The sequence below is a fragment of the Anaerobacillus sp. MEB173 genome, assembly GCF_052119505.1.
Classification (GTDB): domain Bacteria; phylum Bacillota; class Bacilli; order Bacillales; family JBJMAU01; genus JBJMAU01.
The window spans coordinates 141,549-165,679 of record NZ_JBJMAU010000001.1 but is presented as its reverse complement, the minus strand read 5'-3'; the positions used below and the strand labels follow the sequence as shown (position 1 = coordinate 165,679).

Annotated in this window: 26 protein-coding genes; 11 read left to right on the top strand and 15 right to left on the bottom strand. The window is 37.3% G+C overall.

The window, feature by feature from the left end:
• Positions 1 to 154 precede the first annotated feature (154 nt).
• From ACJ2A9_RS00780 to ACJ2A9_RS00765, 4 genes are all read right to left on the bottom strand, one after another.
• Complete coding sequence (locus tag ACJ2A9_RS00780) at positions 155 to 1,972, bottom strand: glycosyl hydrolase family 18 protein (RefSeq protein ID WP_441419696.1); 1,818 nt, start codon at positions 1,970 to 1,972, stop codon at positions 155 to 157.
• 131 nt (positions 1,973 to 2,103) lie between these two features.
• Entirely contained in the window at positions 2,104 to 2,496 is a 393-nt protein-coding gene (locus ACJ2A9_RS00775; RefSeq protein WP_441419695.1) for a hypothetical protein, read from the bottom strand.
• Between the two features lie 51 nt (positions 2,497 to 2,547).
• Positions 2,548 to 3,060: a hypothetical protein gene (locus tag ACJ2A9_RS00770; RefSeq protein ID WP_441419694.1), complete on the bottom strand. Its 513-nt coding sequence runs from the start codon at positions 3,058 to 3,060 to the stop codon at positions 2,548 to 2,550.
• Positions 3,057 to 3,530, bottom strand: coding sequence for a hypothetical protein (locus tag ACJ2A9_RS00765; protein WP_441419693.1), 474 nt, complete (start codon positions 3,528 to 3,530; stop codon positions 3,057 to 3,059). Before ACJ2A9_RS00765 ends, ACJ2A9_RS00770 begins: the two co-directional genes overlap by 4 nt.
• Positions 3,531 to 3,707: 177 nt before the next feature.
• On the opposite strand from ACJ2A9_RS00765, the gene ACJ2A9_RS00760 reads away from it, so the two are divergent.
• Together ACJ2A9_RS00760 and ACJ2A9_RS00755 are read left to right on the top strand one after the other, a co-directional pair.
• On the top strand, positions 3,708 to 4,667 hold the full coding sequence (locus ACJ2A9_RS00760; RefSeq protein ID WP_441419692.1) for a processed acidic surface protein: 960 nt from the start codon (positions 3,708 to 3,710) through the stop codon (positions 4,665 to 4,667).
• 13 nt (positions 4,668 to 4,680) lie between these two features.
• Positions 4,681 to 5,340 (top strand): class D sortase, encoded by a 660-nt coding sequence (locus ACJ2A9_RS00755; protein ID WP_441420375.1) that lies wholly within the window; start codon positions 4,681 to 4,683, stop codon positions 5,338 to 5,340.
• Between the two features lie 85 nt (positions 5,341 to 5,425).
• Here the strand turns inward: ACJ2A9_RS00755 and ACJ2A9_RS00750 are convergent, their stop codons facing one another.
• A complete protein-coding gene (locus ACJ2A9_RS00750; protein ID WP_441419691.1) occupies positions 5,426 to 5,734 on the bottom strand; it encodes a DUF3889 domain-containing protein in 309 nt (102 codons plus the stop codon).
• 227 nt (positions 5,735 to 5,961) lie between these two features.
• On the opposite strand from ACJ2A9_RS00750, the gene ACJ2A9_RS00745 reads away from it, so the two are divergent.
• Entirely contained in the window at positions 5,962 to 6,438 is a 477-nt protein-coding gene (locus ACJ2A9_RS00745) for a CarD family transcriptional regulator (RefSeq protein ID WP_441419690.1), read from the top strand.
• 280 nt (positions 6,439 to 6,718) lie between these two features.
• Here the strand turns inward: ACJ2A9_RS00745 and ACJ2A9_RS00740 are convergent, their stop codons facing one another.
• From ACJ2A9_RS00740 to ACJ2A9_RS00730, 3 genes are all read right to left on the bottom strand, one after another.
• Positions 6,719 to 6,919: a cold-shock protein gene (locus ACJ2A9_RS00740; protein ID WP_441419689.1), complete on the bottom strand. Its 201-nt coding sequence runs from the start codon at positions 6,917 to 6,919 to the stop codon at positions 6,719 to 6,721.
• A gap of 157 nt (positions 6,920 to 7,076) precedes the next feature.
• Positions 7,077 to 8,150 (bottom strand): PQQ-dependent sugar dehydrogenase, encoded by a 1,074-nt coding sequence (locus ACJ2A9_RS00735; protein ID WP_441419688.1) that lies wholly within the window; start codon positions 8,148 to 8,150, stop codon positions 7,077 to 7,079.
• Positions 8,151 to 8,318: 168 nt separating this feature from the next.
• A complete protein-coding gene (locus tag ACJ2A9_RS00730) occupies positions 8,319 to 8,735 on the bottom strand; it encodes a hypothetical protein (protein WP_441419687.1) in 417 nt (138 codons plus the stop codon).
• A 175-nt stretch (positions 8,736 to 8,910) separates the two neighbouring features.
• Between ACJ2A9_RS00730 and ACJ2A9_RS00725 the strand changes: the two genes are divergently transcribed.
• Positions 8,911 to 9,309 (top strand): SET domain-containing protein, encoded by a 399-nt coding sequence (locus ACJ2A9_RS00725; protein WP_441419686.1) that lies wholly within the window; start codon positions 8,911 to 8,913, stop codon positions 9,307 to 9,309.
• A gap of 182 nt (positions 9,310 to 9,491) precedes the next feature.
• Positions 9,492 to 9,908 (top strand): cytochrome-c oxidase, encoded by a 417-nt coding sequence (locus ACJ2A9_RS00720; RefSeq protein WP_441419685.1) that lies wholly within the window; start codon positions 9,492 to 9,494, stop codon positions 9,906 to 9,908.
• A gap of 48 nt (positions 9,909 to 9,956) precedes the next feature.
• Here the strand turns inward: ACJ2A9_RS00720 and ACJ2A9_RS00715 are convergent, their stop codons facing one another.
• Positions 9,957 to 10,442, bottom strand: a complete 486-nt coding sequence (locus ACJ2A9_RS00715) for a DinB family protein (RefSeq protein WP_441419684.1) — start codon at positions 10,440 to 10,442, stop codon at positions 9,957 to 9,959.
• Between the two features lie 156 nt (positions 10,443 to 10,598).
• Here ACJ2A9_RS00715 and ACJ2A9_RS00710 point away from each other — a divergent pair, with 156 nt between their 5' ends.
• From ACJ2A9_RS00710 to ACJ2A9_RS00700, 3 genes are all read left to right on the top strand, one after another.
• Positions 10,599 to 11,861: an ATP-binding protein gene (locus tag ACJ2A9_RS00710; protein ID WP_441419683.1), complete on the top strand. Its 1,263-nt coding sequence runs from the start codon at positions 10,599 to 10,601 to the stop codon at positions 11,859 to 11,861.
• Positions 11,862 to 12,026: 165 nt separating this feature from the next.
• Positions 12,027 to 12,698: a DUF421 domain-containing protein gene (locus ACJ2A9_RS00705; RefSeq protein ID WP_441419682.1), complete on the top strand. Its 672-nt coding sequence runs from the start codon at positions 12,027 to 12,029 to the stop codon at positions 12,696 to 12,698.
• A 233-nt stretch (positions 12,699 to 12,931) separates the two neighbouring features.
• A complete protein-coding gene (locus ACJ2A9_RS00700) occupies positions 12,932 to 13,834 on the top strand; it encodes a cation diffusion facilitator family transporter (RefSeq protein WP_441419681.1) in 903 nt (300 codons plus the stop codon).
• A gap of 105 nt (positions 13,835 to 13,939) precedes the next feature.
• Here ACJ2A9_RS00700 and ACJ2A9_RS00695 read toward each other — a convergent pair whose 3' ends face one another.
• Positions 13,940 to 14,416 carry a DinB family protein gene (locus ACJ2A9_RS00695; RefSeq protein WP_441419680.1) on the bottom strand — a complete coding sequence of 159 codons (477 nt, stop codon included), beginning with the start codon at positions 14,414 to 14,416 and terminating at the stop codon, positions 13,940 to 13,942.
• Between the two features lie 223 nt (positions 14,417 to 14,639).
• Here ACJ2A9_RS00695 and ACJ2A9_RS00690 point away from each other — a divergent pair, with 223 nt between their 5' ends.
• Positions 14,640 to 15,578 carry a DMT family transporter gene (locus ACJ2A9_RS00690; protein ID WP_441419679.1) on the top strand — a complete coding sequence of 313 codons (939 nt, stop codon included), beginning with the start codon at positions 14,640 to 14,642 and terminating at the stop codon, positions 15,576 to 15,578.
• 258 nt (positions 15,579 to 15,836) lie between these two features.
• Positions 15,837 to 16,256, top strand: a complete 420-nt coding sequence (locus ACJ2A9_RS00685) for a hypothetical protein (RefSeq protein WP_441420374.1) — start codon at positions 15,837 to 15,839, stop codon at positions 16,254 to 16,256.
• A gap of 72 nt (positions 16,257 to 16,328) precedes the next feature.
• On the opposite strand, the gene ACJ2A9_RS00680 is transcribed toward ACJ2A9_RS00685, so the two are convergent.
• Genes ACJ2A9_RS00680 through ACJ2A9_RS00670 form a run of 3 tightly spaced genes read right to left on the bottom strand, consistent with a single transcriptional unit; the run spans position 16,329 to position 20,930 of the window.
• Positions 16,329 to 17,156 carry an N-formylglutamate amidohydrolase gene (locus tag ACJ2A9_RS00680; protein ID WP_441419678.1) on the bottom strand — a complete coding sequence of 276 codons (828 nt, stop codon included), beginning with the start codon at positions 17,154 to 17,156 and terminating at the stop codon, positions 16,329 to 16,331.
• A 2-nt stretch (positions 17,157 to 17,158) separates the two neighbouring features.
• A complete protein-coding gene (locus ACJ2A9_RS00675; RefSeq protein WP_441419677.1) occupies positions 17,159 to 19,300 on the bottom strand; it encodes a M20/M25/M40 family metallo-hydrolase in 2,142 nt (713 codons plus the stop codon).
• Between the two features lie 19 nt (positions 19,301 to 19,319).
• Entirely contained in the window at positions 19,320 to 20,930 is a 1,611-nt protein-coding gene (locus ACJ2A9_RS00670; RefSeq protein WP_441419676.1) for a gamma-glutamyltransferase family protein, read from the bottom strand.
• A gap of 301 nt (positions 20,931 to 21,231) precedes the next feature.
• On the opposite strand from ACJ2A9_RS00670, the gene ACJ2A9_RS00665 reads away from it, so the two are divergent.
• Positions 21,232 to 21,765 carry a DoxX family protein gene (locus ACJ2A9_RS00665; protein WP_441419675.1) on the top strand — a complete coding sequence of 178 codons (534 nt, stop codon included), beginning with the start codon at positions 21,232 to 21,234 and terminating at the stop codon, positions 21,763 to 21,765.
• A gap of 277 nt (positions 21,766 to 22,042) precedes the next feature.
• On the opposite strand, the gene ACJ2A9_RS00660 is transcribed toward ACJ2A9_RS00665, so the two are convergent.
• Positions 22,043 to 22,540: a hypothetical protein gene (locus ACJ2A9_RS00660; RefSeq protein ID WP_441419674.1), complete on the bottom strand. Its 498-nt coding sequence runs from the start codon at positions 22,538 to 22,540 to the stop codon at positions 22,043 to 22,045.
• A gap of 169 nt (positions 22,541 to 22,709) precedes the next feature.
• Positions 22,710 to 23,600, bottom strand: coding sequence for an acyl-ACP desaturase (locus ACJ2A9_RS00655; RefSeq protein ID WP_441419673.1), 891 nt, complete (start codon positions 23,598 to 23,600; stop codon positions 22,710 to 22,712).
• Positions 23,601 to 24,131: the final 531 nt, after the last annotated feature.

Genomic DNA, 24,131 nt, shown 5'->3' with positions numbered 1-24,131 from the left:
TATTCCTTATGAATTTCGTCAAGGGGGCAGTATTTTATGTCGGTTTTTATTATTTTAATATAAAAAAAGTGACAGACACTGCCAAAAGACAAAAATAGTCCTAATGTCCACGAGCGGTGTCTGTCACTTATTTCTGTCACTTATTTCTTGTCGCTTAATTCAAATCATGATAGATCTTTGTTAGTAATTCTTTGTTTGGATCTTGGCTTAGCTCCCACATCATGGCGCCGCCTAGCTCATTTGAGCGAATGTAATCTGTTTTGTAGCCGATTGATTCAACGTCATCATAGCTAATAAAAGTCGTACCATTATATAACCATGGTACTTTTGAGTCGTTTTGCCAGTATCGAGTATAGCCATTTTTATTTACATAATTAACAGCAATTTGCCCATACGTCATTGATCCGCCACTTGCAAATGATTGATACAAGCCGTGGTTTGCATTCGTAGTTTGATAGAATACCCTTCCATAAAACGGCAGTCCCATTACTAGCTTATTTGCCGGAACACCATTCTCAAGATAAGTCTGAACTGCATCATGTGCACTCCATTCCCAGATAAGCCCACTATTCGGATCACGGTATAAAGGTGCATTCATCCCAGTGAAGGAATCCCATTCACCGTGGATATCATAAGTCATGAGCTGAAGATAATCGACATATTGATGAAGTTTATTTAACTCCATATTATTTGCATGACTTTTACTTGCTCCAGTGGCGATTGTTAGCAGATATTCGTTTCCATCTTTAGCTGTTTGTGCAGCTAGTGTTTCTCTTATCTTTTTTAATAGCAGTGTAAAGTTTTCTTTATCCTCTGGCCGGTTTATGTTACCAAGCTTCCCGCCGCCAACAGGATATTCCCAATCAAGATCGACACCATCAAAGCCATATTTCAACATAAAATCTCGTACACTATTTGCAAAAGTTGTTCGCGATTCCTCTGTCAGTGCAACATCTGAAAACTTTTCAGACCAGCTCCATCCACCTATCGAAATGATGGTTTTGATGTGCGGATACTGTTCCTTCAGTTTATTTAATTGATGAAAGTTCCCTTTAAAGGGCTGGCTTTCAGTGTCACCAGGGAAGGATTTTTCTACATCCGCCCATGGATCTCCAAGTGAAATTTTTCCATCGTCGGAAATATTAGCAAATGCATAATTAATGTGCGTCAGTTTACTCGCGTCAATATCGGTCACCTGAAAGCCTGAATATGTTGCCCAACCTGCATAATAACCAATTAACTTATATTCATTTTCAACAGGCTCGATTATAGTAGAATTATTAACAGTAACTGTCTTAAAAACCTCAGTTGTCTGATTGGCTGAATCGTATGCAATTACTTTTAAAATCTGCTCACCGTCCGGCACCCACGGATCAGTCGCCCAATTCACTGTATAGGGTGCTGATGATACTGTTCCAATCAAATAACCGCCATTATTACTATAAAATTCGACTTTATTAATCTTCGTATCTGACTCTACTTCAACAGATATAGAAACCATACCACTTATTGTCTTGTTGTCACTTGCGATCGGCGAAACTGCAATGTCACCTACGATAGGTGGTTGTTGATTTACCGTTTTTGTTTTCGTTGTCACTTGTAGTATATTACTCGTTTTTTTCGATAGATTTCCGCTTGTATCTCTAGCTTGTACATAAAATCTATACGAGGTATTACTACGTAAATTTCCAACGACATATTGTGTTGATGAAGCCGTTCCAATGTGGCGATTATCTTGATAAATGAGATAATCAGCAACCGAAACATCATCATACGACTCATTCCATGCAAGTGTTACCGAACTTTCTGTTATGTCAGCCGACTGTAAATTCGTTGGTGCTGTTGGTGCTTTCATATCCTTTTTCGCCGCTTCAACTGTTTGAAAACCTAAGATAAGAGTAAATACTGATAAAATAATAAATACATAATGAAATAGTTTTTTAGAAAAAAATTTCCCCTCTTGCAATCTCATCCAACTAGTTCCCCCTATTAAATTTACTATCTTTCATTCTATTATGGGGACGCTTAGGGATATAGTGGAAAATAGTAGCAAATCCTTCTACTACATAACTACTAACTAAATGTAAAAAAAAGAAGATGCATCTAGTGCACCTTTCTTTCATGTTCGTCAAGGTCAACAGAGAGTTTTCCTTTATTTTTTAATTCCTTAAGAACTTTCTGAAACTCTTTTAGATCATTCGTTTTTAAAAGTAACTTTTTCTCAGCTTCCTTCTTCTTTTTATATAATAATGCGATCGGTGCTGCATCAATTTTTTCTTTTGACAGCTCTTGTTGCGCAACTGTTAAACGTTTGTAGTAGTCTATTTCAATAATTGGATTTTCAAAACTAACATATTCGTCAAACGTATCGATCATATTTTCCGCTCCTTCCACAACAACGACATAATATTCGTTTTCATTGCTGCCTGTGGAGCAACTCGTTAACAGTACAATCGTATGTATCATTATTGCACTTATCGTAAAAAATTGTTTCAAAAAATCTCCACCTATAGTTTATTTCCTAAGTATTATTCGAAAAAAATTCTTTTACCTTTTGCACTCTTTATTTTTTGCCATTTCTTTTTTTATTACATGATAAAAAATAATTTGAATTGTTAATGTTAATATGTAAATCGGAAAAGACCAATACATATTAAATCCTTTGTCATAGTGAAATAATCCTACTTTAATGCCGATCCATTCCATGAGAACAGCAAATCCTCCCCAAAAGAATACATAGGGAATATGAGAGTAGCCTTTAATATTAAATTTTTCATATCCGTAAATAAAAAAGTAGCTATACGGTCCATACATAATATAACTTAAAAAATCCAACAGTTGATAGGATGAGTCGTCATTAACATCATAAAAGTCCCAAGGCTTAACACTAATTGTATGATCAAAAAACAAACCAATAGCTACCCCTATCAGAAAATGCGCAGTCCCCTCTAATATCGTAAATATTTTTGGTGTGATCCATATTAAAAACACCAAAACAACAATGTTAATAATTACGAACCATTCATTCGCATTAAATGATCTGTCATAAATTACTGTCATGTTGTTTCCCTTTCCAAAATAGAAATTGCCAGTAAAGATTTATTTATTCCTAAACCAATCAGGACATAGCTGATATTTACTAGTAAAGCGTAATACATGTTCCATTTAATAAACTCAACAATTCCCAAATAACTAGAAAGGCCCGTCATGATTTGCAAGAGTCCGACGATCGTTGCAAAAAGAAGTATTTCTCTTTGCCAAGATGTGTCTGGAATACGAAGATTTATATACATAACAACGAGTAAAGGAAGAATCATTTCCCTCATAATTAATAAGGAAAGAGCTAACATTGGGTCCTCTGTATGTTTTATTACTCTTAGTTCCATATACATAATTGTCATATAATTCTTTGTTACGATTGCCATCACCATATATAAAATTGCATTGTGCAGGAACGTCATTTTTTTCTTCATAAAAAAAGTCAGATATGCAATTAAAAAAGCAATTGTAATGAAAAGAGGTAAAGTCATGTTCTCCTCCATCGATTTGACATCACATACAATCATCACTATATTATTGTTCACCAATAATTTACCGTTAAACTTTCCAATCTTTACACCAAAATACAAATAATGATGACAAGGGAATAAATTACTACATATTTACAAATAGTACCTCTATAACAAAAATTAGGAGGTAAACTAATAGTGAAAACAATATTGAAAGTTATTATAGCTTCTTTTTTGATTTTTTTTGGTACGAATCTAAATGTACTTGCCGCTCCACCGCAAGCTGAAGTAAATCAGTTGATAAGTGATATGAATTGGTCAATGGAAGAATTGGAAGAGTATTTAGCTTTTTATGAATTAACGCTCGATGATTTTGAAAGCACTGAAGAATTACAAATGATGTTAGGAACACCAATTACACAGGAGAATCTAAACGAGCTTCTGCAAGAATATGATTTAACTCATGAAGAGTTAGAGGCTTTGTTAGATGAATTCGGGGAAAGCTTGGACGATTACCATTTTATTGAAGATTTAGATTTGGCAATCGACTTTTACTTAAATCATGAAGGAGAAATGCTTGAAATAGAAGAGTTTCTGGCTAAACTTGGTTTAACAGATGAAGAAGTTGAACGACTGTTTACTCACCTTCTATCATTAGATGAAACTGTGTTGGAAACAGAAATGGAACGAATCGCCAGTAGATTTGAGCCATATATGACCATAGATGACCCTGCACAATTATCAGAAGCTCAGCAGCAAGAGTTATTCGGATTATTTGAAGAGATGTTAGCTGCTTTCCACTTAAAAGCGAGCTTCTACTTAGTGGACGGAGAAAAAACTCCAATAAGTTATCAAGAGTTAACACAGCTAGAAGAATTAGATGGAAGAAGTCTTCTTATTGAGCTATATGATCTTCAAGGAAATCTCATTTTAGACATGCTATTATCTGCTGATATGTTAACTTCTGATTTCCTATTTGAAACAGGTGAAGAGTTAATTCATATTGGGGACATGGCTGGTGAGCTGACAAATGAATTACATGATGGAAAACTCCCTAATACAGCTTCACCATATTGGTTAAACTTAATAATTGGCTTATTCCTTATCCTAGGTGGTGTTACTTTCTATCGCATTTCAAGAAAGCTAGAAAGAGCCTAAGTAAACAATGTGGATGAAGAAAATGTCCTTCTTGCTAATATGCTTAGGTGTAACAGTTATTGGATTCAATTTTTACTCAATACAACAAGGTATATCAGCTTCTAGTAAGCCTGAAATCAGCGTCGGCGATTTTGAAATGAAAAAGGAGGTCCCTATGATTGAACAAGGGGCTTCCAAAGATACTGCTGTAACCGAACAAAAATTATATAAAAAAATCCCTGATCTCGGTGAACAAATTGGTGTTCTTACCATTCCAAAATTAGACCGCTCACTGCCAATTTATCATGGCACAACGAAAGAAGTTTTAAAAAAAGGGGTTGGGCACTACGATAATGGTGTGATGCCTGGCGAGAATAATAATACTATCCTCTCTGGTCATCGGGACACTGTTTTTCGCGGATTCGGACAAGTTGGTATAAATGATAGGCTTATCGTTTCAACCGATGCTGGAGAGTTTTTGTATAAAGTAAGAAAAGTGAAAATTGTTGACAAAGATGATCGTACTGTTATTGTTCCAAAGCCAAAAAGTACATTAACGATTACGACATGTTATCCGTTTGGTTATATTGGTGATGCTCCTCAACGATATATCGTCGTCGGGGAGTTAATTTCAAAAAACGATAAATTTGGTGATGTATCAATTATCCAAACATTTGATGATAAAAATAGATAGCATGCCATTTTATTAGAATTGGCATGCTTTTTTGTATCTCTAGTTTTTTTCGAAATTACTCTCTTTTTCAGCACTTACTTATCAATTAAGGAGTCTCATCTACATGAACATTAATCAGCTTGTCAGTTTTTGGGTTTGTTAATACATACACCCGTACTTCTCCTACATTTTCAATAGTTAATTTAAAATTATATTGCTGTCTTTCATCTGAAATAATGACTTTCCCCTCATATAAATAGTCCGTCACTTTCCAATCAGGATGTTGTTTTTTCACCTCGGTAACTGCAGTGTTACCCCACTTTGCATATTCCGGCTGTTGAGCACCTCCAACATTGGCAGCAACTATAAATAATAAGGCGAAGCATAGAAGTAATTTCGGTACATTCAATTTCATCATCATCCCTCCTTTCTTCTATATATCCTCTTCAAAGGAAAACGTTGTTATTCATCAAAAGGAAGAGACAAAAATTATCAAAATGTCCACGAGCGGTGTCTGTCACCTGTTTCAACAAAATACATAAAAATAACTATTGACAATTGTTTTACATACGTGGTATTATAATAAATTTGCTAATAAACCAATCTCGTGATATGATATAAATAGACGAAGGGGGTCGAGGTATGTTTGAAATTGGCGAAAAAATTATCTATCCGATGCATGGATCAGGTGTCATTGAAGGAATTGAAGAAAAAGAAATTCAAGGACAAATCGAGAAGTATTATGTTGTGAGCATACCTACAAAAAACTTACAAGTACTCATTCCATTTAATAAAATCGAAAATTCAGGTATTCGATTAGTAGCCGATCAAAATTCTATGGATAATGTACTAGATATCTTCCATCATGGAGAATCAGGGGAAACATTATCTTGGAAACAACGTTACAAATTGAATTCAGATAAAATGAAGTCTGGCAAATTACAGGAATGCGCAGAAGTTGTGCGTGATTTATCGCGTATTCAAACTGAGAAAAAACTGAATTCAAGTGAGAAACAAATGCTGGACAATGCGACAAAGATTCTAATTAACGAATTTGGATTAATACGCGGGATTTCAGCTGCAGAGGCCGCTGACTTATTAAAAACCAAGCAACAATAACTCTTTAATGTTCAATATCTAAAAAAAATTCAGAAAAAAATTAGGTTATTTAATTGTAACGTGCTATACTTGATTAAACCTTTTAAATCTGCTTTTACTTTACCTGCATCAAAACAAACCCACTCAAATTATTGAGTGGGTTTGTTCGTTTTTGGATTGTTATTGGTTGGTATTGATCTCCGCTGAATTTTATTTAGTATTTGAATGAACGTCCTGGAGTTCAATACATAACTTAAAGAAAAAAACAGATCCCTCTATCAGGACCTGTTTCAAAGTTAATTTATGCTTTTTGAACGTTAGCTGCTTGTGGGCCACGGCTACCTTGTTCAACATCAAATGTAACGCGTTGACCTTCATCTAATGACTTAAATCCTTCAGATTGAATAGCAGAAAAATGAACGAAAACATCTTCTCCACCTTCACGCTCGATAAATCCAAACCCTTTTTCTGAATTAAACCATTTTACTGTACCTTGTTCCATTTTTTATCCTCCTAATGTGCAACACACATAAAATATTACTATCCTTGCCCAAGTAACAATCTAGACACATGTCAAATTTTTACACAGAACAAAAATAATTACTACTTAGTTTACCTGAAAGACTGACAGAAAGCAAATTTTGGAAAAATAAACATTTCTATTGATCGAGAAAGATTTTATATAGTTTATCATCACCTTCTCTCGGATTCCCTCGTCCATCACGGTTGTTAGTAATCGTATATAAGACGTTACCTTCAATGAGGACGTCGCGCATTCTTCCGGCATTTTCAAATAACGTATCAACTGTTTGGTCCGTTAAATTATAAACGCGAATTGCTTCACCACGTAAATTGGTCACATAGATTTTGTTGTTTTTAACTGAAATCCCTGATGGGGCCCAAGTTTCGTAGCCAGTATGAAAAAGCGGCGTCTCCATGTTCTCTGCTAGTTGATCCCCTTCAATAATCGGCCATCCGTAATTTTTGCCAGGCTGAATCAAATTTAGTTCATCATGAGCGGTCTGCCCATGTTCCGAGCTATATAATGTTCCATCTTCATCCCAGGCAAGCCCTTGAGGATTTCGATGCCCAAACGAATACACATACGAATTCCCAAATGGATTATCATTTGGTATTGATCCATCTAATTCCATACGCAAAATTTTGCCCGCTAAGCTATCTACATTTTGAGCGTGCTCAGGGATTCCTGCATCACCAGCGGTGGCATATAATTTTCCGTCCGGGCCAATTTTAATTCGGCCGCCATTATGGATTCTTCCCCCTGGAATTCCATCCAGAATCACTCGATCTTCATTCCATATACCCTGCTCAAGTGTTAAAACGATGATCCGGTTAAACACTTCACCGGCCTGCTCGTATGTATGATAAGCAAATGCTTCTTCGGAACGATCAAAATCAGGCGCAAGAATAAATCCTAATAACCCTCCTTCACCCTCATGAAGCACATCTTTTGTCACTTCTACAGACTGAATTGTTGTTAATCCGCTACTTCCATCAACTTTAATGATCGAACCTTCACGCTGACTCAAATAAAAGGTATCGTTATACTTGTTAATATTCCAAGGGATCTGTAAGTCTGTAGCAATGATCTCCGCTTGCCGAGCGATGACTTCGACTGCCTCAGGCTCATCTTTATCAGTTGACTGTTCATTCCCAGGTGAACATGCCACTAAAATAAAAATGAGTCCGATGTTAAACATGAACTTTTTCACATAAATCACCTCATTTTTGCACATAATAAATCATTTTAACCATGTTTTATTACGTATACTCGTCCTCCTGTATGAAATGGGAATGATTTATTCTGTTTTCAGTTAACTCTTTTTCTTTTATCAGCCAATTTACATAGTTTATCAGCCATTTACCAATATCCAGAAAATTTAATTCATTAAGATAACTTTTAATATGAGGGCATATTCATGCTCTAATGTTCCATAGCCTTCAGCTTCATTATTGCTGATTACTGTAGCAGCTCCTTCTTCTTCAAACCAAATTCGATATTCATACAGTCTCTCAGGCATGTTTTTATCAAACTGAAAGAATAATGTGGCAAGTACATCTTCTTTTCTTGCCATTTCAGCTACAGTATTTGGCTCCCATTCTATCTGTGAAAACACTGTTTGAAGGTTTTCTACAATACTGGATTCTGTAATCATTTTCACCTCACTGTAGCTGCCATCTGTTTCCATTTGCTCAACATCAACTCTTGTTAATGTTCCTTTTTCTCCACCAAAACAGCCAGCAGTAATCAGTACCGCTGATATAAGAAGTAGTAAAGCAATAATCGATCGTTTCATAAGTCATTCACCTCATATTAAGTGTAGCACAATGATATTGGTGTCAGACACCGCAAAAAAACAAAACGATACAAATTGTCCACGAATAGTGCCTGGCACGAAATCGTGGCACGAAATCGAATATCGTGGTAAGCTAGTAGGAAATTCTTAAAAATAGATTGTGTAGGTGACGAACTTGATCGAAATTAAAACTTCACCGGTGTGTGATGGAGAATTTAATAGAGGTGTATTTGCAACAAGAGATATCGCAAAAGGGGAGCTTATTCACGAAGCCCCTGTCATTCCTTATCCGAATGAACAGGATGAATTCATAGAACAAACCGTGCTAGCTGACTATGTATATGAGTATGGAATTAATCACAGTGCTGTTATATTAGGTTATGGCATGCTGTTCAATCATTCATATGAGCCCAATGCCACGTATGAAATTAATTTTGAAAATCACACGTTTGATTACTATGCTTATACCGACATTAAAGCAGGCGATGAGATCATGATTAACTATAATGGTGAGGTTGACAACAAAGATCCACTATGGTTTCTTAAAGACAATGACGATAAAGAAAGCGAGTAATCCTCCTTTTACCATTAGTAAACCACCAGTACCATACATAGGTACTGATGGTTTTTTCTATTTGCTTGTCTAATAAACAATATAATTATTCCTAATAAATATTTTTTAAAATTGTTATAAACAGCCCTTTTTCCTACTATAATCTAATGGCAATACAAATTATATGTGAGGAGGGTTTTAGTATGAAATTGGGAATTTGGTTTTTTAAAATTGCGGCTCTCTATTTCTTGGTTGGTGTTGTCATGGGAATAGGAATGGAAATGGCTGGAGATCACAGGTTGTATGGTGCGCATGCACATATTAACCTTGTCGGCTGGGTTTCAATGGGTCTGTTTGGCTTGCTTTACACACTCTTTCCAAAGGCTGGGGAATCAACGTTAGCAAAGATCCATTTTTGGCTTTATAATATTTCCTTACCATTATTCATGCTTGGCCTATCCTTCTTCCTTGTCGGGAATCATTCTTTGCTTATCCTGCTTCAAATCTTCCCGAACATTCTTGTATTAAGTGTCTTATTCTTTGTAATTAATGTATATCGCAACGTGAGTGCTACAGATTTACATTCTGTACTTAAGAAAAATCAAGGAACAACAAGTTAAATATCTATGACTCAAGGGGCTGTCTCATAATTGACAGCCCCTTATAATTTATATTTTCTTTACCTGCTCAATTTTCAACCCAAAAATTTGAGGGGGATCGATATTGTTAATTTGTAAGTATGTTGACAATTGTCCACGATGATGGATCTCGTGTTCACAAACTGCCATCATGATTCTCCAGGCACTTACTTCATGTCCATGCATTGTTGGAACTTTTTTTGTTAAAAGACTATCCCCTAATTGTAATATACCACCAACAAATTTCGAATGACATGAATTCAAATAATCAGAGATTTCTTCAATAGTCTCTCCTTTATTGCTCTCGTGACCAGAGTAGACATACTCACCATTTTCAAAGAGATTTAAAAACATTAACTGAGAGGAAGCGATGTGCCGTAGCAAATCCCCAGTCGAAAACTTATTCTCTGCTGGTTTCCAATCTAGCAGTGAATTCGGTGTAGCATCAACATATTGCATCGTTCGTTTTCGAACCCCGCTTACGTACTTAACATATTCATTAACAATCGTAAACATCAGTAACCCCCTTTAGTTTGGGTGACAGACACCGCAAAAAGACATTGAACAATATTGTCCGTGCATCGTGGATGCAACATATCAAAAATGATATTATGATATTATTATGTATGATGAACTTATATAAATTAGACGCTAAAGAAAGGACGTTCAGCTTTGATCGAGCTTTTACTTATAAATATTCTTTTTTTACTCTTGCCCGTTGTCATTTATCTCATTTTTTTTGAGAATCGAATACATACGTACAATAAACCTATGATTATTTTTCTATCATCGATTACGATGGTTCTTTGTATGACTTTTCCGATTAAATTAGATCCCGGCTTTATTTTTGATCTACGGTATATTCCTTTTATCATTGCATCACTATTCGGTGGGTATTCCGTAGCGTTTCCACTTTATCTTGTCTTAAATATCTACCGTTTTATAATCGGTGGAGATGGCGTGTTACTTTCGCTTATTACTTCAACCGTTGTTTTTATCGTTGTACCGTTGTTGAGCCAAAAGTTTCATCAATTTCCTTCTAAAAAAAGAATAGTAACTGCATTTACAATTACCTTTATTTTTTTGGTTGCTTACCTTTCAATGTTAAGCACTTTTTATCAACCGATCACAAAAGTGTTTTGGTTCATCGTCATTGATGTCCTAACGATTCATCTTGGCGGAGTGATCATTATTATGGTCTTAATTGAAAAAATTCTCTTCAACATTAAAAAATGCGAAAAAATTGTTGATACAGATCGACTTACAGTCATAAGTGAATTATCCGCAAGCATTTCACATGAAATTCGAAATCCGCTTACTGTAACAAAGGGCTTTCTGCAAATGTTAGATAAATCAAACAATATTAATGAAGATGAAAAGAGATACGTAAATTTTTCGTTACAAGAATTAGAACGTGCAGAACGTATTGTAAGTGATTTTCTTTCGCTCGCTAAACCTCAAGCAAGCAATATGGTGACATCGAACTTAGAAGAGGAATTTGTCTATGTAAATAATGTGATGGTGGCTTATGCGAATATTCACCAAGTTGATCTGCAATATACATTTAACAATGATCATCTTATCACCTACGATAAAAACCAGTTACGGCAATGTTTAATTAATCTATATAAAAACAGTATTGAAGCAATGAAAGACAATGGCGGGACACTTACTGTTACGGTTACTAGTGAAAAACGAGCGATCAGTATACAAATCAAAGACTCTGGTGTCGGGATGACTAAAGAAGAAGTGGTTCGTTTAGGCAAACCTTATTACTCAACAAAAGATGATGGAACCGGCCTAGGTATGATCATCGTATTTAGTGCCGTTCATCGACTTGGCGGAAAAATTAAAGTTGAAAGTGAAAAAGAAAAAGGAACAACATTCCTGCTGATATTACCAGTTAGCAAGCAAAAAAACGATACCAATCAATAAAAGTTTGATATGAAGAAGGGATTTTCCAATGTGAAAAGCCCTTTTTTAGCTTGTATTCACAAAAATTTTTTGTTCTTTTCAAAATTATTTTTTGGCATTTAAGGTAAAATAAAAAACGTTATCATATATGAACGATTTGATGATTATAAAAGGATGGATAAGTAGATGATTGAGATCTTGAAGCTTGTTGTGTTATTTTTTCTCGTCTTTATTGTTATGCGCTTTTTGGGAAAATCGTTATTATCACAGTGGACACCTTATGACCTTGTGACGATTATTTTCCTCTCCTATGCCGGATTAGGAACAATTCAATTTGATGGTTTCCATTACTCAGTTATAAGTATTCTTGTGATAGGCATTATTTATATTTTTATGTCTAGATTAAGTCTATTTCAAGCATGGAATCCTTATATCGTCGGGGAACCTACAATACTGATTCATGATGGGAAAATCGTTAAAGAAAACTTAAAAAAGACGAAATATTCCTTAACCGAATTGCTTTCAAGCATCCGTTTATCTGGATATCCTGATGTAAATGACATTGACTATGCAATATTAGAACCAAATGGAGATGTGAGTATTATTCCGAAAAAAGATATGAGTCCACTTACAGCAAAAGATGTTGAAATTGAACGTGTACATAAAGGGATCCCAATCGCTGTAGTAATTGAAGGAAAAATACAGGCAAAAAACCTCCAACTCATTAATAAAACTGAAAAATGGCTGCAAGACGAGCTGCTGCAAAAAGGGTATGCTGATTTGAACAAAATTTTCTACGCATATGTAAATGATCAAGATCAATCGTTAACCATTGATACAGAAATGATAAGGAGTTAATTCATTGTTTAATTTTGAGAAAAGAGGGAGTGGTTAAACACCACTCTCTTTTTGTGTCTCAATATTTTTACTTAAGGCAAAAATATAACACTAGGGAAAAATAGTTTACTAGTAATAAATAACTTGAAATACGACAAAAACGTTGCCGTAGACCCACACAGGATTGATTTGATAGGATAAAAATGAAAGATGATAGAGATTATGGAAAATTAATTTTTTGGTGGTGGGGATCAATGAATCATCGTTTTAAACAAGCGGTAGTTGCTACTTGGATCGGGATCGTTATAAACGCTTTACTTGCAATAATGAAAGGGTTCATAGGTTGGTTATCAGGAAGTCGAGCTTTGATTGCTGATGCTGCACATTCTGCTTCAGATGTGGCTGGCTCAATTGCTGTTCTCGCAGGGTTACGTACAGCACAAAAGCCTCCTGATGCGGACCATCCATATGGCCATGGAAAAGCAGAAAGTGTTGCTACCATCATTGTTGCGATACTATTAATAGTTGTAGGTTTAGAAATAGCGATTTCATCTCTTAAAGTGTTTTTTAGCGAAATCCCAACCCCTCCAAAAGGAATTGCTCTCATTGCGATCATTATTTCCATCGTTGTGAAAGAAGGATTATTTCAATATAAATACAACCTTGCAAAAAAAATAAACAGTTCCGCCTTACTAGCGGAAGCTTGGCATCACCGTTCTGATGTCCTGTCCTCAATCGCTGCTTTCGCAGGTATTCTTGGTGCAATTATTGGGCAGCAGCTTAACTATCCTTTCTTGCTCTATTTAGATCCTTTAGCAGGAATACTTGTCTCATTATTCGTGCTAAAAATCGGTTATACCCTTGCAAAGGAATCAGGGCAAATTATGATGGAACAAGTATTAGACGTTGAAAAAACAAAACCGTTTATTCAAACAGTTAGTACAATTGACGGGGTCATACAGGTAGATGAACTGCTCGCAAGAACTCACGGACACTATATCGTCATTGATATTAAAGTCAGTGTCGACCCTCATATTAGCATAGAAGAAGGTCATGTCATTTCAAACGACGTGAAAAAGGAACTTCTGACTAACCATAATGAGATACGAAAAGTGTTCATTCAAATTCATCCTTACCAATTCAAAGGGATTCAGTGAATGTCTCATTACATAGGAAAAACCCTTGGAATGGAAATGAAACGGGGCTGTCTCATAATTGACAGCCCCGTTTCATTTTAAATATTTTATTGAAAACACATCTGTTTATGCATGATCTTCTTTCGTAGGTCCCATGACGCCTGGGACTCGTAACCCAGCTTGACGTAACAGAACCGTCATTTGTCCACGGTGATGGGTTTGATGATCGATCAATGTTCTAAGCATTGCTCCCCTTGGCATTGTCCCAATAACCGTCTCGACATTCTCAGACATTTTGTCATCTGTTAGAGTTTGTTCTGCCTCTTGTTTCACATCCTCCATCACCTTTTTATACGCCTCAACGATTACACTCGCTTGATTTGGTATATCCTCATTAGCACCGGCTGGCTCAATGTTCAGTCCGACCTGACCAGCAAAAAATGCAGGACTAGTAGCTAAATGCCAGCCAAGTTGCCCTAGTGTGTTATGTCCCTCGACGATTGCTTGATCTAGCTTTTCATCTGTCAGTGATTCAAGAACTTGAAGCGTTCCATTAGCCGAATGAGACCAATCTCTTAAAAAATCATTAACTGTTCGATACAATTTTCACTACCCCGTTTCTATTATTTGTTAAAACTTATGTTAAAAACCTATGTAAACTTATTAACTCTTCTTATTTTAATCTCTTTAACTTTCCTATGCAAGGAAGCAATCCCAATCATTTACAAATTTTAATAAATGATATACTTTAACAACTTCATTATTGTGTTAATATTTAGAGGAGACGATTTTAGATCTACTATTAAATAAGAAAGAAGATGACACCTTGAATCATACAAAAATAAAATGGATACTGTTACTCGTCATCATCATGTGGGGAAGTAATTTTGTTATTACGAAAATTTTGCTTGAGAGTTTCCCATTTTGGACACTGCTATTCTTTCGCAACGTGTTTGCTGCGGCTGCTTTAGTTTGGATTGTTCGAAAATTTCTTTTTATTATTCCGAAAAATAAAAAGGTGTGGGGATATGTATTAGGAGCATCAATTATTGGGGTTGTTATAAACAATGCACTATTTCAAGTCGGCCTCAAATATACGTCAGCCACCAATGCTTCACTTATCATGGGATTAACGCCATTAGCTACAGCTTTCATCTCTTATTTAGTATTTAGTGCTCCGCTTCACTGGAAACAGCTGCTTGGCATTGGTCTCGGATTTTTCGGAGTTACACTTGTTGTTTTAAAAGGTTCCATTACAAATTTAATTCAACTGTCATTTAACATTGGTGATTTGTTTATAATAGGGGCGCTATTAACCTTTAGTATCAGCTTTATCTTTATTAAAAAGGCTACTGACGTTAAGTTTCCACCGGCCATTATTAGCTTGTACGCTTATGCACTTTCTTCCATCTGTTATTTGCCATTTGTTCTTTGGGAACAATCAGTAATTGGATGGGGTGAATTGCCAAGTAGTCTATTACTTTGGCTAATGCTACTGTATGTCGGTGTTTTCCCAACCGGTGTAGGAAATATGCTGTGGAATCGGGGAATTAGTATTCTTGGGCCTGGACAATGTGCCATTTTCATGAATGGAATCCCTCTCGTTGCCGCAATTACGGCCGTTATCGTACTTGATGAACCGATCTTAATGCTTCAAATTATTGGATTTCTATTCATTGGTACTGGGGTTATCTTAGGTTCACAAACAAGTAAACCAGCTGTAGAAAAAAAGGACGAAAAAGAGTCTTCTAGTATTTCAGTATAAGAGACGATAAAATGATTGTTGTTTAAACAACAAAATATAGGGTGTTGCTTAATAACATCATTTATGTTTTTTGATCGCCTATTTCTATAGGTACAAGATTGTTTTCGTCCTTACCATGCATAGGATGATATGAACCTACAGGTTAATACCTATGCATAAGGAGGCTTTCATTTGAACTTTTATCATTTAAATCATCAACCAGTTGGTGTAAGTGATTATGAGGATATGTATGATTATCACGAGCCTATGCAACAACATATGATGCCTGAACATTTTGATCAGCATGAACATATGCGCTTTGGACCAATTATTGGGGGGGTTACCGGCTTGTTCGTACCTTCTGGAAGACCACCGTTTGGACCTCCAGGACCACCACCAGGACCACCACCTTTCGGACCTCCTGGTGGACCTCCCGGGTTTGGCGGACCACCAACAGCACCTCCGCCAACCTACACACCAGCTCCACCAGGGGATGTTGGATTGTATGCAGTTGATCCAGGAGCAATCCGCGGATGTTTATATCGTTATACGTATGTATGGTTAACAAATAGACAACAATTTTGGTTCTATCCAACATTTGTTGGACGCAGATCAGTATCCGGCTATCGCTGGACCGGTTTCTATTGGGTCTACTTTGGTATCGATCTTAGACAAATATCATCATTCACATGTCACTAATAAATAAGGGGATGACTCATATGTAACAGCCCTTCGATATTTCGAGGCGTACTTTCACATATGAGGCATCCCCTATTCTTTTACTAACTGCTGAAAGACTTCATGTAAATCATCTCTAATTTTTCTAAGTTTCATAGCATCATCTGCCGTTGGAATGATCGCCATTGGATTTTTAGCATCTGCTAAATAAAGACGCCGGTTGATTTCTAATTGAATCCAAGGAATATCCCCTTTGTTGCCGTGATGCTTTGTAATATAACCGCCCGAAAATGGCTCATTGAATGTCACTAAAGGAACACTGCCATCAACAGATGGATAATGACTAAATTTTTTTTCTAGCAGCCCTTTTAACTTATGCATAAGCTCAGCTGGTGCTGTAGTCGGTTCAGAGTCAGGCTGAGCATGTTTATTTCCTCTATTTCCAAGGCAAAATAATGGACGCTTTTCCCATGTTGTACTATTAGGCATCGGTCCAACATCAAGCATTGTATGACAGTCAATGCCCAAGCGCACATTGGGGTGTCGTGAAGCCTGCTCTAATTTATGATGATACGTCTTATAGTAATCACTGATTAATACCTCAATCTCTTCTTTTGTTAATCCTTCAGAAGAATTCCACACTTGTTTTTGAACGACGGAACGTGTCTTAACGACCCCGTCTGGATTACGGGGCGGAAGATCGTCTTTATCACGGTTCATATCAACAACAATGCGAGCGATTGGCGTTGTCACGTATTCCTCAACAACATCCTGAAAATCATATAGCTCCTGTGACCATGTATCACAATCAAGTAATATTTCCTCTATCGAAAGCAAACATTTTTTCATTAAATTGGTTGGAATCATCAGTCCCCCATGAGGGACTGATATAACTAACGGCAGTTTTTTTTGTTCACACATACTCATTGCTCCAGCAAAAGCAATGCTAATAATAATGAGCGCTGAATTAATTCGCTGCGGTGGATCGCTTCATTTGGTGTATATAAATTTTTGCTTGCCGGAGCAAACCCACAAACAACAGGGATATTAGCCGGGATTTCTCCAGCGGCTGTTGGCAATAGACTCGTTTCAATACCAAATGGCAAGTTCCACTTTTCGCTTAATTCCTGAAGCTGTGGGATAATCGGGTTATTTTTTTTTCTTATTAATGGTGGTCTTTCTACTAATGTTTCGACGTATGCCCTCATTCCATTTGCATTTGACGTAAATGCTTCTCTAATTTGTGTCTCGACCTCATCTGCCAGTCGCTCATCTAAATACGTTACGACTACAGTCGCATGGACACGATGCGGTAGTAACACACTATAGCGTTGCGAATGGACATCCTGAACAGCTACAGTTAATTTTTTGTTGCGGCTGCTGAATTTCTTAAGCTTTTCGGCTTTCTGAATAAAATAGCTGAGGACATCGGTTTGATTATATTGTTTACCGATTCGCATCGGATCGCCTTCCACAATCACACTATATTGTTTGGCACCTCTTCGTTGATCAACGATTTTTCCACCTGTAAACCCTGGCTGAAGTACGATGACTTGCCTCGCTTTTTGGGCAGCTTTTCTCAATGTTGCGTTGCTGTAGCGCATCCCTCTTCCTTCATCTGAATAGAGAAAAACACCGACTTTTTTTTCAGATAGTAAATGCTGCTCATTCAGTGCACTTAACGCACTTAACATTGTTACAAGCCCGCCACGACTTGAGGCAACACCTTCACCATAAATCCACTCCTGCTCGGTGCGGTATGGAATCGGAAAGCCTGTGCGCTCTCCAGGAATATCAATCGGAAGCACAAGTAATGTTCCGTCCTTAAAGCCAGCTTTTGTTTCCCATGTCCACGCTGATCGTCCATTTGTATGTTCTTCAACAAGCTGAAGTCCTAATTCTTTAAGACGTTCTTCCAGCCGTCTTCTGATCGTACTTAAACCTACAGGATCTTGGGTCCAGCTGGAGATATTCGTCCAATGTTTGAGATCAGCTTCAATTTTATCGCGCTTTTGCGTAATCAAAGATATGAGTTCAAGTTGTTCTTTTCCTTCTTCAACAGAACTATCAAGATAATATGGTCCGAAATAGCGCTCATAGGCAATTTCGATTAATTTGTTCATTAAGTCGGCATAGCTTAATCCCATCGTTTCAGCCGCATAGACAAACGATCCCCCTGCTCCTAGACTTGCCATTGAATTCACTTCAAGAATATAAGGCTTCCCTTCACGGTCAATCCGAAAATCAACACGGGCGGAGTCATAACAGCCTAACGCATTAAACGTATCAATCGCAAGCTGTTGAATTTCTCTTGTCTGTTCTTCGGAAAGTGGCGCTGGGCAAATTTTCTCGATCGTTCTGCCGCTTTGTTTCTTTTTATCTTCATATGTATAGATTTGCTCACCTTCTCCAAAAACTAGCTCGACTGGAAGAAGCGCTTCCGCAGGGTTATTGCCGAGTAAACCTACGTTAACTTCACGCCCCTCAATATATTCTTCAACAAGCGTAGGAGCCTGGAATGTTTCATAGATCGTCTGTACACCCGCCCGCAGTTCCTCCTCATCGTAGACAACTTTAAGACCGAACGATACTGCCTCATCCTTTGGCTTGACGATTAATGGGTAATGTAAATCATCCATGATCGGTGAATCCGGTTTTTCCATCACTGTAAATTTTGGTGTTGGCAGTCCTCGTTGCAGTAAAATCATTTTTGTAACGACTTTATCAAGTGCCAGTGCATGGGTCTCTGGGCCAGAGCCTACATATGGAATCCCAAGCATTTCTAGAATTCCAGGGATATGCATGTAGCGACCTTTTCCTTGAATCCCGTAGCTAAGGTTAAAAACAAGCCCCGGTCGTTCGCCGGACACGACTGAGGGCATGAATTCTTCTAGCTTTGCAATAATGTTTTTATCACCTTCAAAGGTTTTTACCTGATGGCCTCCTGCTACTAACGCTTCTTTAATATTTCGTATTGTTTGCAGACCATATTTCTCACGGTTTTGCTTTCCGAATAAATTGATGACTGCCTGACTCTCACGATTGTATACGATAGCTATTTTCATAGAAACCATCACCCTTCGATTATTTTAGTGACTCTGGACCTCCGGCTGTTCCATCTCGCCTTGGATCTGCTACTCCGTAAAATGAATCTCCTCCTTTTTCAGGGAACTGTACGCCTTGTACACAGCCTAAATAAAAGCTATATGATCCGTGTTTTTTTAAATCAAATCCAGCTGCTGCTAATGCCGCAATGACATCCTCGTTAAAACGAAGCTTCTCGATTAGGAGCTTACCTGTATCAGATGAATGAAACCGAGGTGCGGCAATTGCTGTATCTAGCGTTTCATTTCGATCAATTAGTCTTGTAATAACTTGAGCAAGAGAAGTAGAGATTCGGTTACTGCCCGGACTTCCTAGTAAATACCTTGGTGATCCATTTTTAAAAAGAAGCGTCGGTGCAACACTGCTCCACGGCTTTCCACCAGGTAAAAGGTAATATGGGTGCGTCATATTTTTGTATTCAAAGGAACTCATGTAATTGTTGTAAAAGAAACCAAGTCCACTTGCCATTCGTTTACTGCCAAAAACGAGTTCAATCGACTGTGTGATTCCAACGGCATTCCCATCTTTGTCAGTCACAGATAGATGAGTCGTTTCTCCCGAAGTCGGTGGTGGAGGGTAATCATCCTGTAACGTCGTTTTCGCAATGTTGGAAATTAATGTCGCAACTTCACTCGCATACTCTTTATCGCACATTAATTTATTGACGGTTTGTAAATAATAATCAGGATGAATCGGAAGTCTTTGCCGATCTGAAAGTGCGTATTGAAAGGCAAGAGCATAAATAACGGCCCCAACAGGCTCCTCTGTGTTCAACATGTCAGGCGAAAACTGTTCTAATGTATTCAGAATTTGGATTAATACTCTTCCGGCACCTGGGGGCGGAAACGTAAAAATATCATATCCACGGTAGCTGCTTGCTAGTGCATCCCTTTCAACAGGAAGCGGAATTTGGCATAGATCAGCCTCAGTAATTAATCCGTCCCTTTTTTTCATATCTTTGACGATTTTTTTGCCGATACTCCCAACGTAAAAATCCTGCCAGCCCCTTTTTACCATTGCCTGCAAGCAATTGGCGAGTTCTGGTTGTTTTATAATTGATCCAACTTTTTTCGGTGCATCATTCTCAAAGAAGTTTTTCACAATTAAGGGATCATGCCGCAAATGTTCTTCTTCCTTCTTTAATAATCGGTGTACTAATGGGGAAACAGTAAATCCTTCTTTGGCAGCCTGTATTGCCGGCTCTGCCACTTCGGTAAACGATAACCGTCCATACGTTTCTTGCATATAGCCAAGTGTTGCCGGTGTCGATGGAACAGTCGTTGATTTTAATCCTAGCTTGATCGGCTTCTCAGGTGTTTTCATCGGTTGCACGTTAAAAGGGGCACGCGAAGATCCATCTAGTGCAAACACGCGATTAGCATCCTTTAAATAAAGCAACCCCATCGATTGTCCACCTATCCCCGATGCTTGCGGTTCGGTTACTCCTAAGCAAAGTGCGGCCGCAACAGCAGCATCAACAGCATTTCCCCCTTTTTCAAGCATCTTTACACCAGCATCAGTAGCTGGCTTTGAAGCTGTTGATACCATTCCAAAACTGCTTTTCGCAGAGATTTCTTTCGTTTTTTTCATATGTCGCCATTCCTTCTATAAAAGTAAAAAAACTCTTATTGTAGAATATTTTACCACACAGGTAAAGGTACCAGATACTGTTAAAGAATAAAGAAATGATTTAAAAAAGACTATTAACATTATCGACATTATTCCGCAATGTTTTGTCCATATTTATACATCTTTTAACAATAAAAACCATTGTATACTATAAGTGTAGTAAGAGTGATCACTAAATAACTACCTATATAGTCCTTTTCGATTCTTATAAGAAGTAGACAGAAGAATACTCAACTTCTATTAAAAAAAGGAGGAATTCACTATGTTTATGAACTTTTTAAGAGAAAATAAATATGCTGCCGGTATTCTCACTTTCCTTCGTCTATATCTTGGCTGGGCTTGGTTAACTGCTGGCTGGGGTAAGATTACTGGTGAACCGTTCAGTGCTGCTGGATACTTAGGTGGTGCGATTGCAAATCCTGTTGAAAGCCACGGTGCTGTTGTTTATCCGACGTATGTTGCCTTTTTAGAGAGATTTGCACTTCCGAATGCTGAGCTATTCAGTTTTATGGTTGCATGGGGTGAAGTATTAGTAGGACTTGGCTTGATCCTTGGTGTATTCACAACCGCTGCTGCATTCTTCGGTGTCATGATGAACTTTGCTTTCATGTTTGCTGGTACGATTTCTTCTAACCCACTTTTAGTACTAATTTCAATGTTCATCCTAGCTGCTGGCGCTAATGCTGGTCGTATTGGCGGAGACCGATGGGTACTTCCTTACCTTAAGAGCAAATTAACTGCAACAAACGGTAATGGCAAATCAAAACACACTCGCCCAGCTGCAGGAATGGCGTAATAAATAAAGATTCGGGATGTACAATTGATGTACGTCCCTTTTTCGTTTTGGTTAGATGCTAGATTTCTTATTTTCTATAGAAATAGTACTAGATTAGCTACTTTTCATATTGATTTCCTGTCTGCTAATCAGTATACAAAGTATTTATCAGCCCAAATTTACCGCTTATCAGCCAATTTGTAGGATTTATCAGCCAATTTTAAGTAAATTCAAACTCACTATCATCCGCATACAAAAAAGAAAAGGGATGTCTCATTAGTGACATCCCCCTAATCGATTATTCTAATTTAAACTCACCTTTAAAATCTAATCCTTGTGTCGCTTGCACCGTTACGACCATATCAGGATACTTTTCTTTCACTTCATGTGCGAAACGTTCAGAAAGTGAATCGATTTCTTCTTGTTCTACACCTTCTTCAATAATAAGAACACCAAATGCTCCATCTTGTAATAGAACTTGAGCTTGTAGCACTCCTGGTTCATTTTCTATGTTTGAAGTCAGATCGTAATCATCAACCGATGCTTGCTCAGACCTTCCCATTCCTGCAAAGACATCTTCCGTCATTTCCTCGGTACTATGTTCACCATGTCCTCCACCTTGAGAGGATTCAGCATCTTCATCAGTTTCTGCTGCCTCGTTTTCTTCCATTGCCTCTATGTCAGATACCTGCTCATCAACTTCTTCATGTGCTTCATTATCTGCTGAACAGCCAACAACTACAGCCAGGGCCATTGTTGATAAGAATAGTAATGATCTTTTCTTAATTTTTTTCACTTATAGTCACCATCCTTAGTAGTTTCATAACTTAATCATACTATAAAAACTTTTTAAAAATAGTATTATTCCGTGCTAGAAATCTACAGTTTTGTGACAGTTAAATGGGGCATTCCTTCTTGGGAAAAATAAAAAAGACAAGCATAAGCAGCTTGTCCTTGTTTTCTTTCTATTTATTTTTTGCTAATCGGTCTCTTACTCTTTTCAATCTGTCGCGATATTTAATAATGTCTACACGGGCCTTCTCAGCTTCCGGAGCAATCGGTCTAAGCTTTTCTAGCTCCCAATAGTCGACAATCACATCTAAAACTTGGTCAAAATACTCGAGGGGACCATAATTTGCTTCTTTGGCGATTATGCTCATTCGATCTTCAAAATCAGGCATGACAGTTCCAGGCATTTGGAAGTTCTTGATAACATAGCCTAAGTAATAACAATAATTCGGTTCTAGTTGCAAATGAAATTTTACGACATCTCGGTAAAATGCATAATGTAGGATTTCGTCTTTTGCCAACCTTCGCAACAGTGTTGATAAATCATTGTCATGTTCAGCAGCAACCTTGGCTACATTGTTATAAAAGACCATTGTTGCAAGCTCTTGCAGTGTTGTATAGACCATTGTTTCAAATGGCGTATGGAAATTAGGCGACCAGCCACCTTCTACCGTTTGTTTGTGAATTTCATGTAGTCGCTTCGGATCAACATTACGAGTAATAATTAAATAGTTTTCAAGTAGATTGGAATGTTGATCTTCTTCTGCTGTCCACGTATGTACAAAATCCGTGATGACAGACAGACTCCCTTTAAAGGTTTGTTCCAAATGAGAAGTAAACCAAGGCAAATTTACTTCAGTTAATAAAGCTGTTTCAACAGCAGTAACCACGCCACGAGGGAGCGTCACCTGGCTCTCATCCCATGGTACTCTTCGAAAATCTTGGGCTTTATCCCACGGTAAAAATTCATAATAACCCCAATCTATTTTTGCAGAGCGAACTTTGTGTTCCTCGTAGATCTCTTTAATTTTAGCTTCTAATCGAAAATCTAAATGATTTGTTAACAACTTAACTGACTCCTCCCATGCTCATCTCATCTACTTTTTACTAAAAAAAAGCAAACATATCTGAATATACGCACTTTTTCATTCATACTTAGTTTAACATAATTACACTGTAATTACCTTGCAAACATAACATGATCCGTATTTTAAAGCAAAAAAAATCTAGCTACAGTTAGCTAGATTTTATTCGTTAACACCTTAGGAGACTCAACCATTCATTACATCACCTATTTTACTGCTTTGCTTTTGTTCGATCACGATTCATTTTTTGATATTTTTGATTTATCGTATAACTTTGGCTGGTGATGCTTGCTCGTTCCGTAAGTTTTTTAATAATTTCTTTCAGTTTTGATTTTTCACTCTTACTTGAAATTACAGTTCCATACTTCACGATACAATTAATTGATACTACAAGTTGCTCATTGTAGATCTTTATTGCTCATTCATCCATGGACTTTTTGCCCCGTACTAATTGTCATTAGATTTGCCAGGTTTTCACCTACTAACGACTCTTAGCTCTCATTGGTTTGACGT

Coding starts and splice junctions, on each gene's coding strand:
- ACJ2A9_RS00715 (WP_441419684.1), bottom strand. CDS start 10,442: ATGTTTACGATTGTTAATGAATATGTTAAGTACGTAAGCGGGGTTCGA.
- ACJ2A9_RS00685 (WP_441420374.1), top strand. CDS start 15,837: ATGATGCCTGAACATTTTGATCAGCATGAACATATGCGCTTTGGACCA.
- ACJ2A9_RS00680 (WP_441419678.1), bottom strand. CDS start 17,156: ATGTGTGAACAAAAAAAACTGCCGTTAGTTATATCAGTCCCTCATGGG.
- ACJ2A9_RS00765 (WP_441419693.1), bottom strand. CDS start 3,530: ATGACTTTACCTCTTTTCATTACAATTGCTTTTTTAATTGCATATCTG.
- ACJ2A9_RS00675 (WP_441419677.1), bottom strand. CDS start 19,300: ATGAAAATAGCTATCGTATACAATCGTGAGAGTCAGGCAGTCATCAAT.
- ACJ2A9_RS00720 (WP_441419685.1), top strand. CDS start 9,492: ATGAAATTGGGAATTTGGTTTTTTAAAATTGCGGCTCTCTATTTCTTG.
- ACJ2A9_RS00670 (WP_441419676.1), bottom strand. CDS start 20,930: ATGAAAAAAACGAAAGAAATCTCTGCGAAAAGCAGTTTTGGAATGGTA.
- ACJ2A9_RS00700 (WP_441419681.1), top strand. CDS start 12,932: ATGAATCATCGTTTTAAACAAGCGGTAGTTGCTACTTGGATCGGGATC.
- ACJ2A9_RS00705 (WP_441419682.1), top strand. CDS start 12,027: ATGATTGAGATCTTGAAGCTTGTTGTGTTATTTTTTCTCGTCTTTATT.
- ACJ2A9_RS00750 (WP_441419691.1), bottom strand. CDS start 5,734: ATGAAATTGAATGTACCGAAATTACTTCTATGCTTCGCCTTATTATTT.
- ACJ2A9_RS00780 (WP_441419696.1), bottom strand. CDS start 1,972: ATGAGATTGCAAGAGGGGAAATTTTTTTCTAAAAAACTATTTCATTAT.
- ACJ2A9_RS00745 (WP_441419690.1), top strand. CDS start 5,962: ATGTTTGAAATTGGCGAAAAAATTATCTATCCGATGCATGGATCAGGT.
- ACJ2A9_RS00730 (WP_441419687.1), bottom strand. CDS start 8,735: ATGAAACGATCGATTATTGCTTTACTACTTCTTATATCAGCGGTACTG.
- ACJ2A9_RS00740 (WP_441419689.1), bottom strand. CDS start 6,919: ATGGAACAAGGTACAGTAAAATGGTTTAATTCAGAAAAAGGGTTTGGA.
- ACJ2A9_RS00665 (WP_441419675.1), top strand. CDS start 21,232: ATGTTTATGAACTTTTTAAGAGAAAATAAATATGCTGCCGGTATTCTC.
- ACJ2A9_RS00755 (WP_441420375.1), top strand. CDS start 4,681: ATGAAGAAAATGTCCTTCTTGCTAATATGCTTAGGTGTAACAGTTATT.
- ACJ2A9_RS00770 (WP_441419694.1), bottom strand. CDS start 3,060: ATGACAGTAATTTATGACAGATCATTTAATGCGAATGAATGGTTCGTA.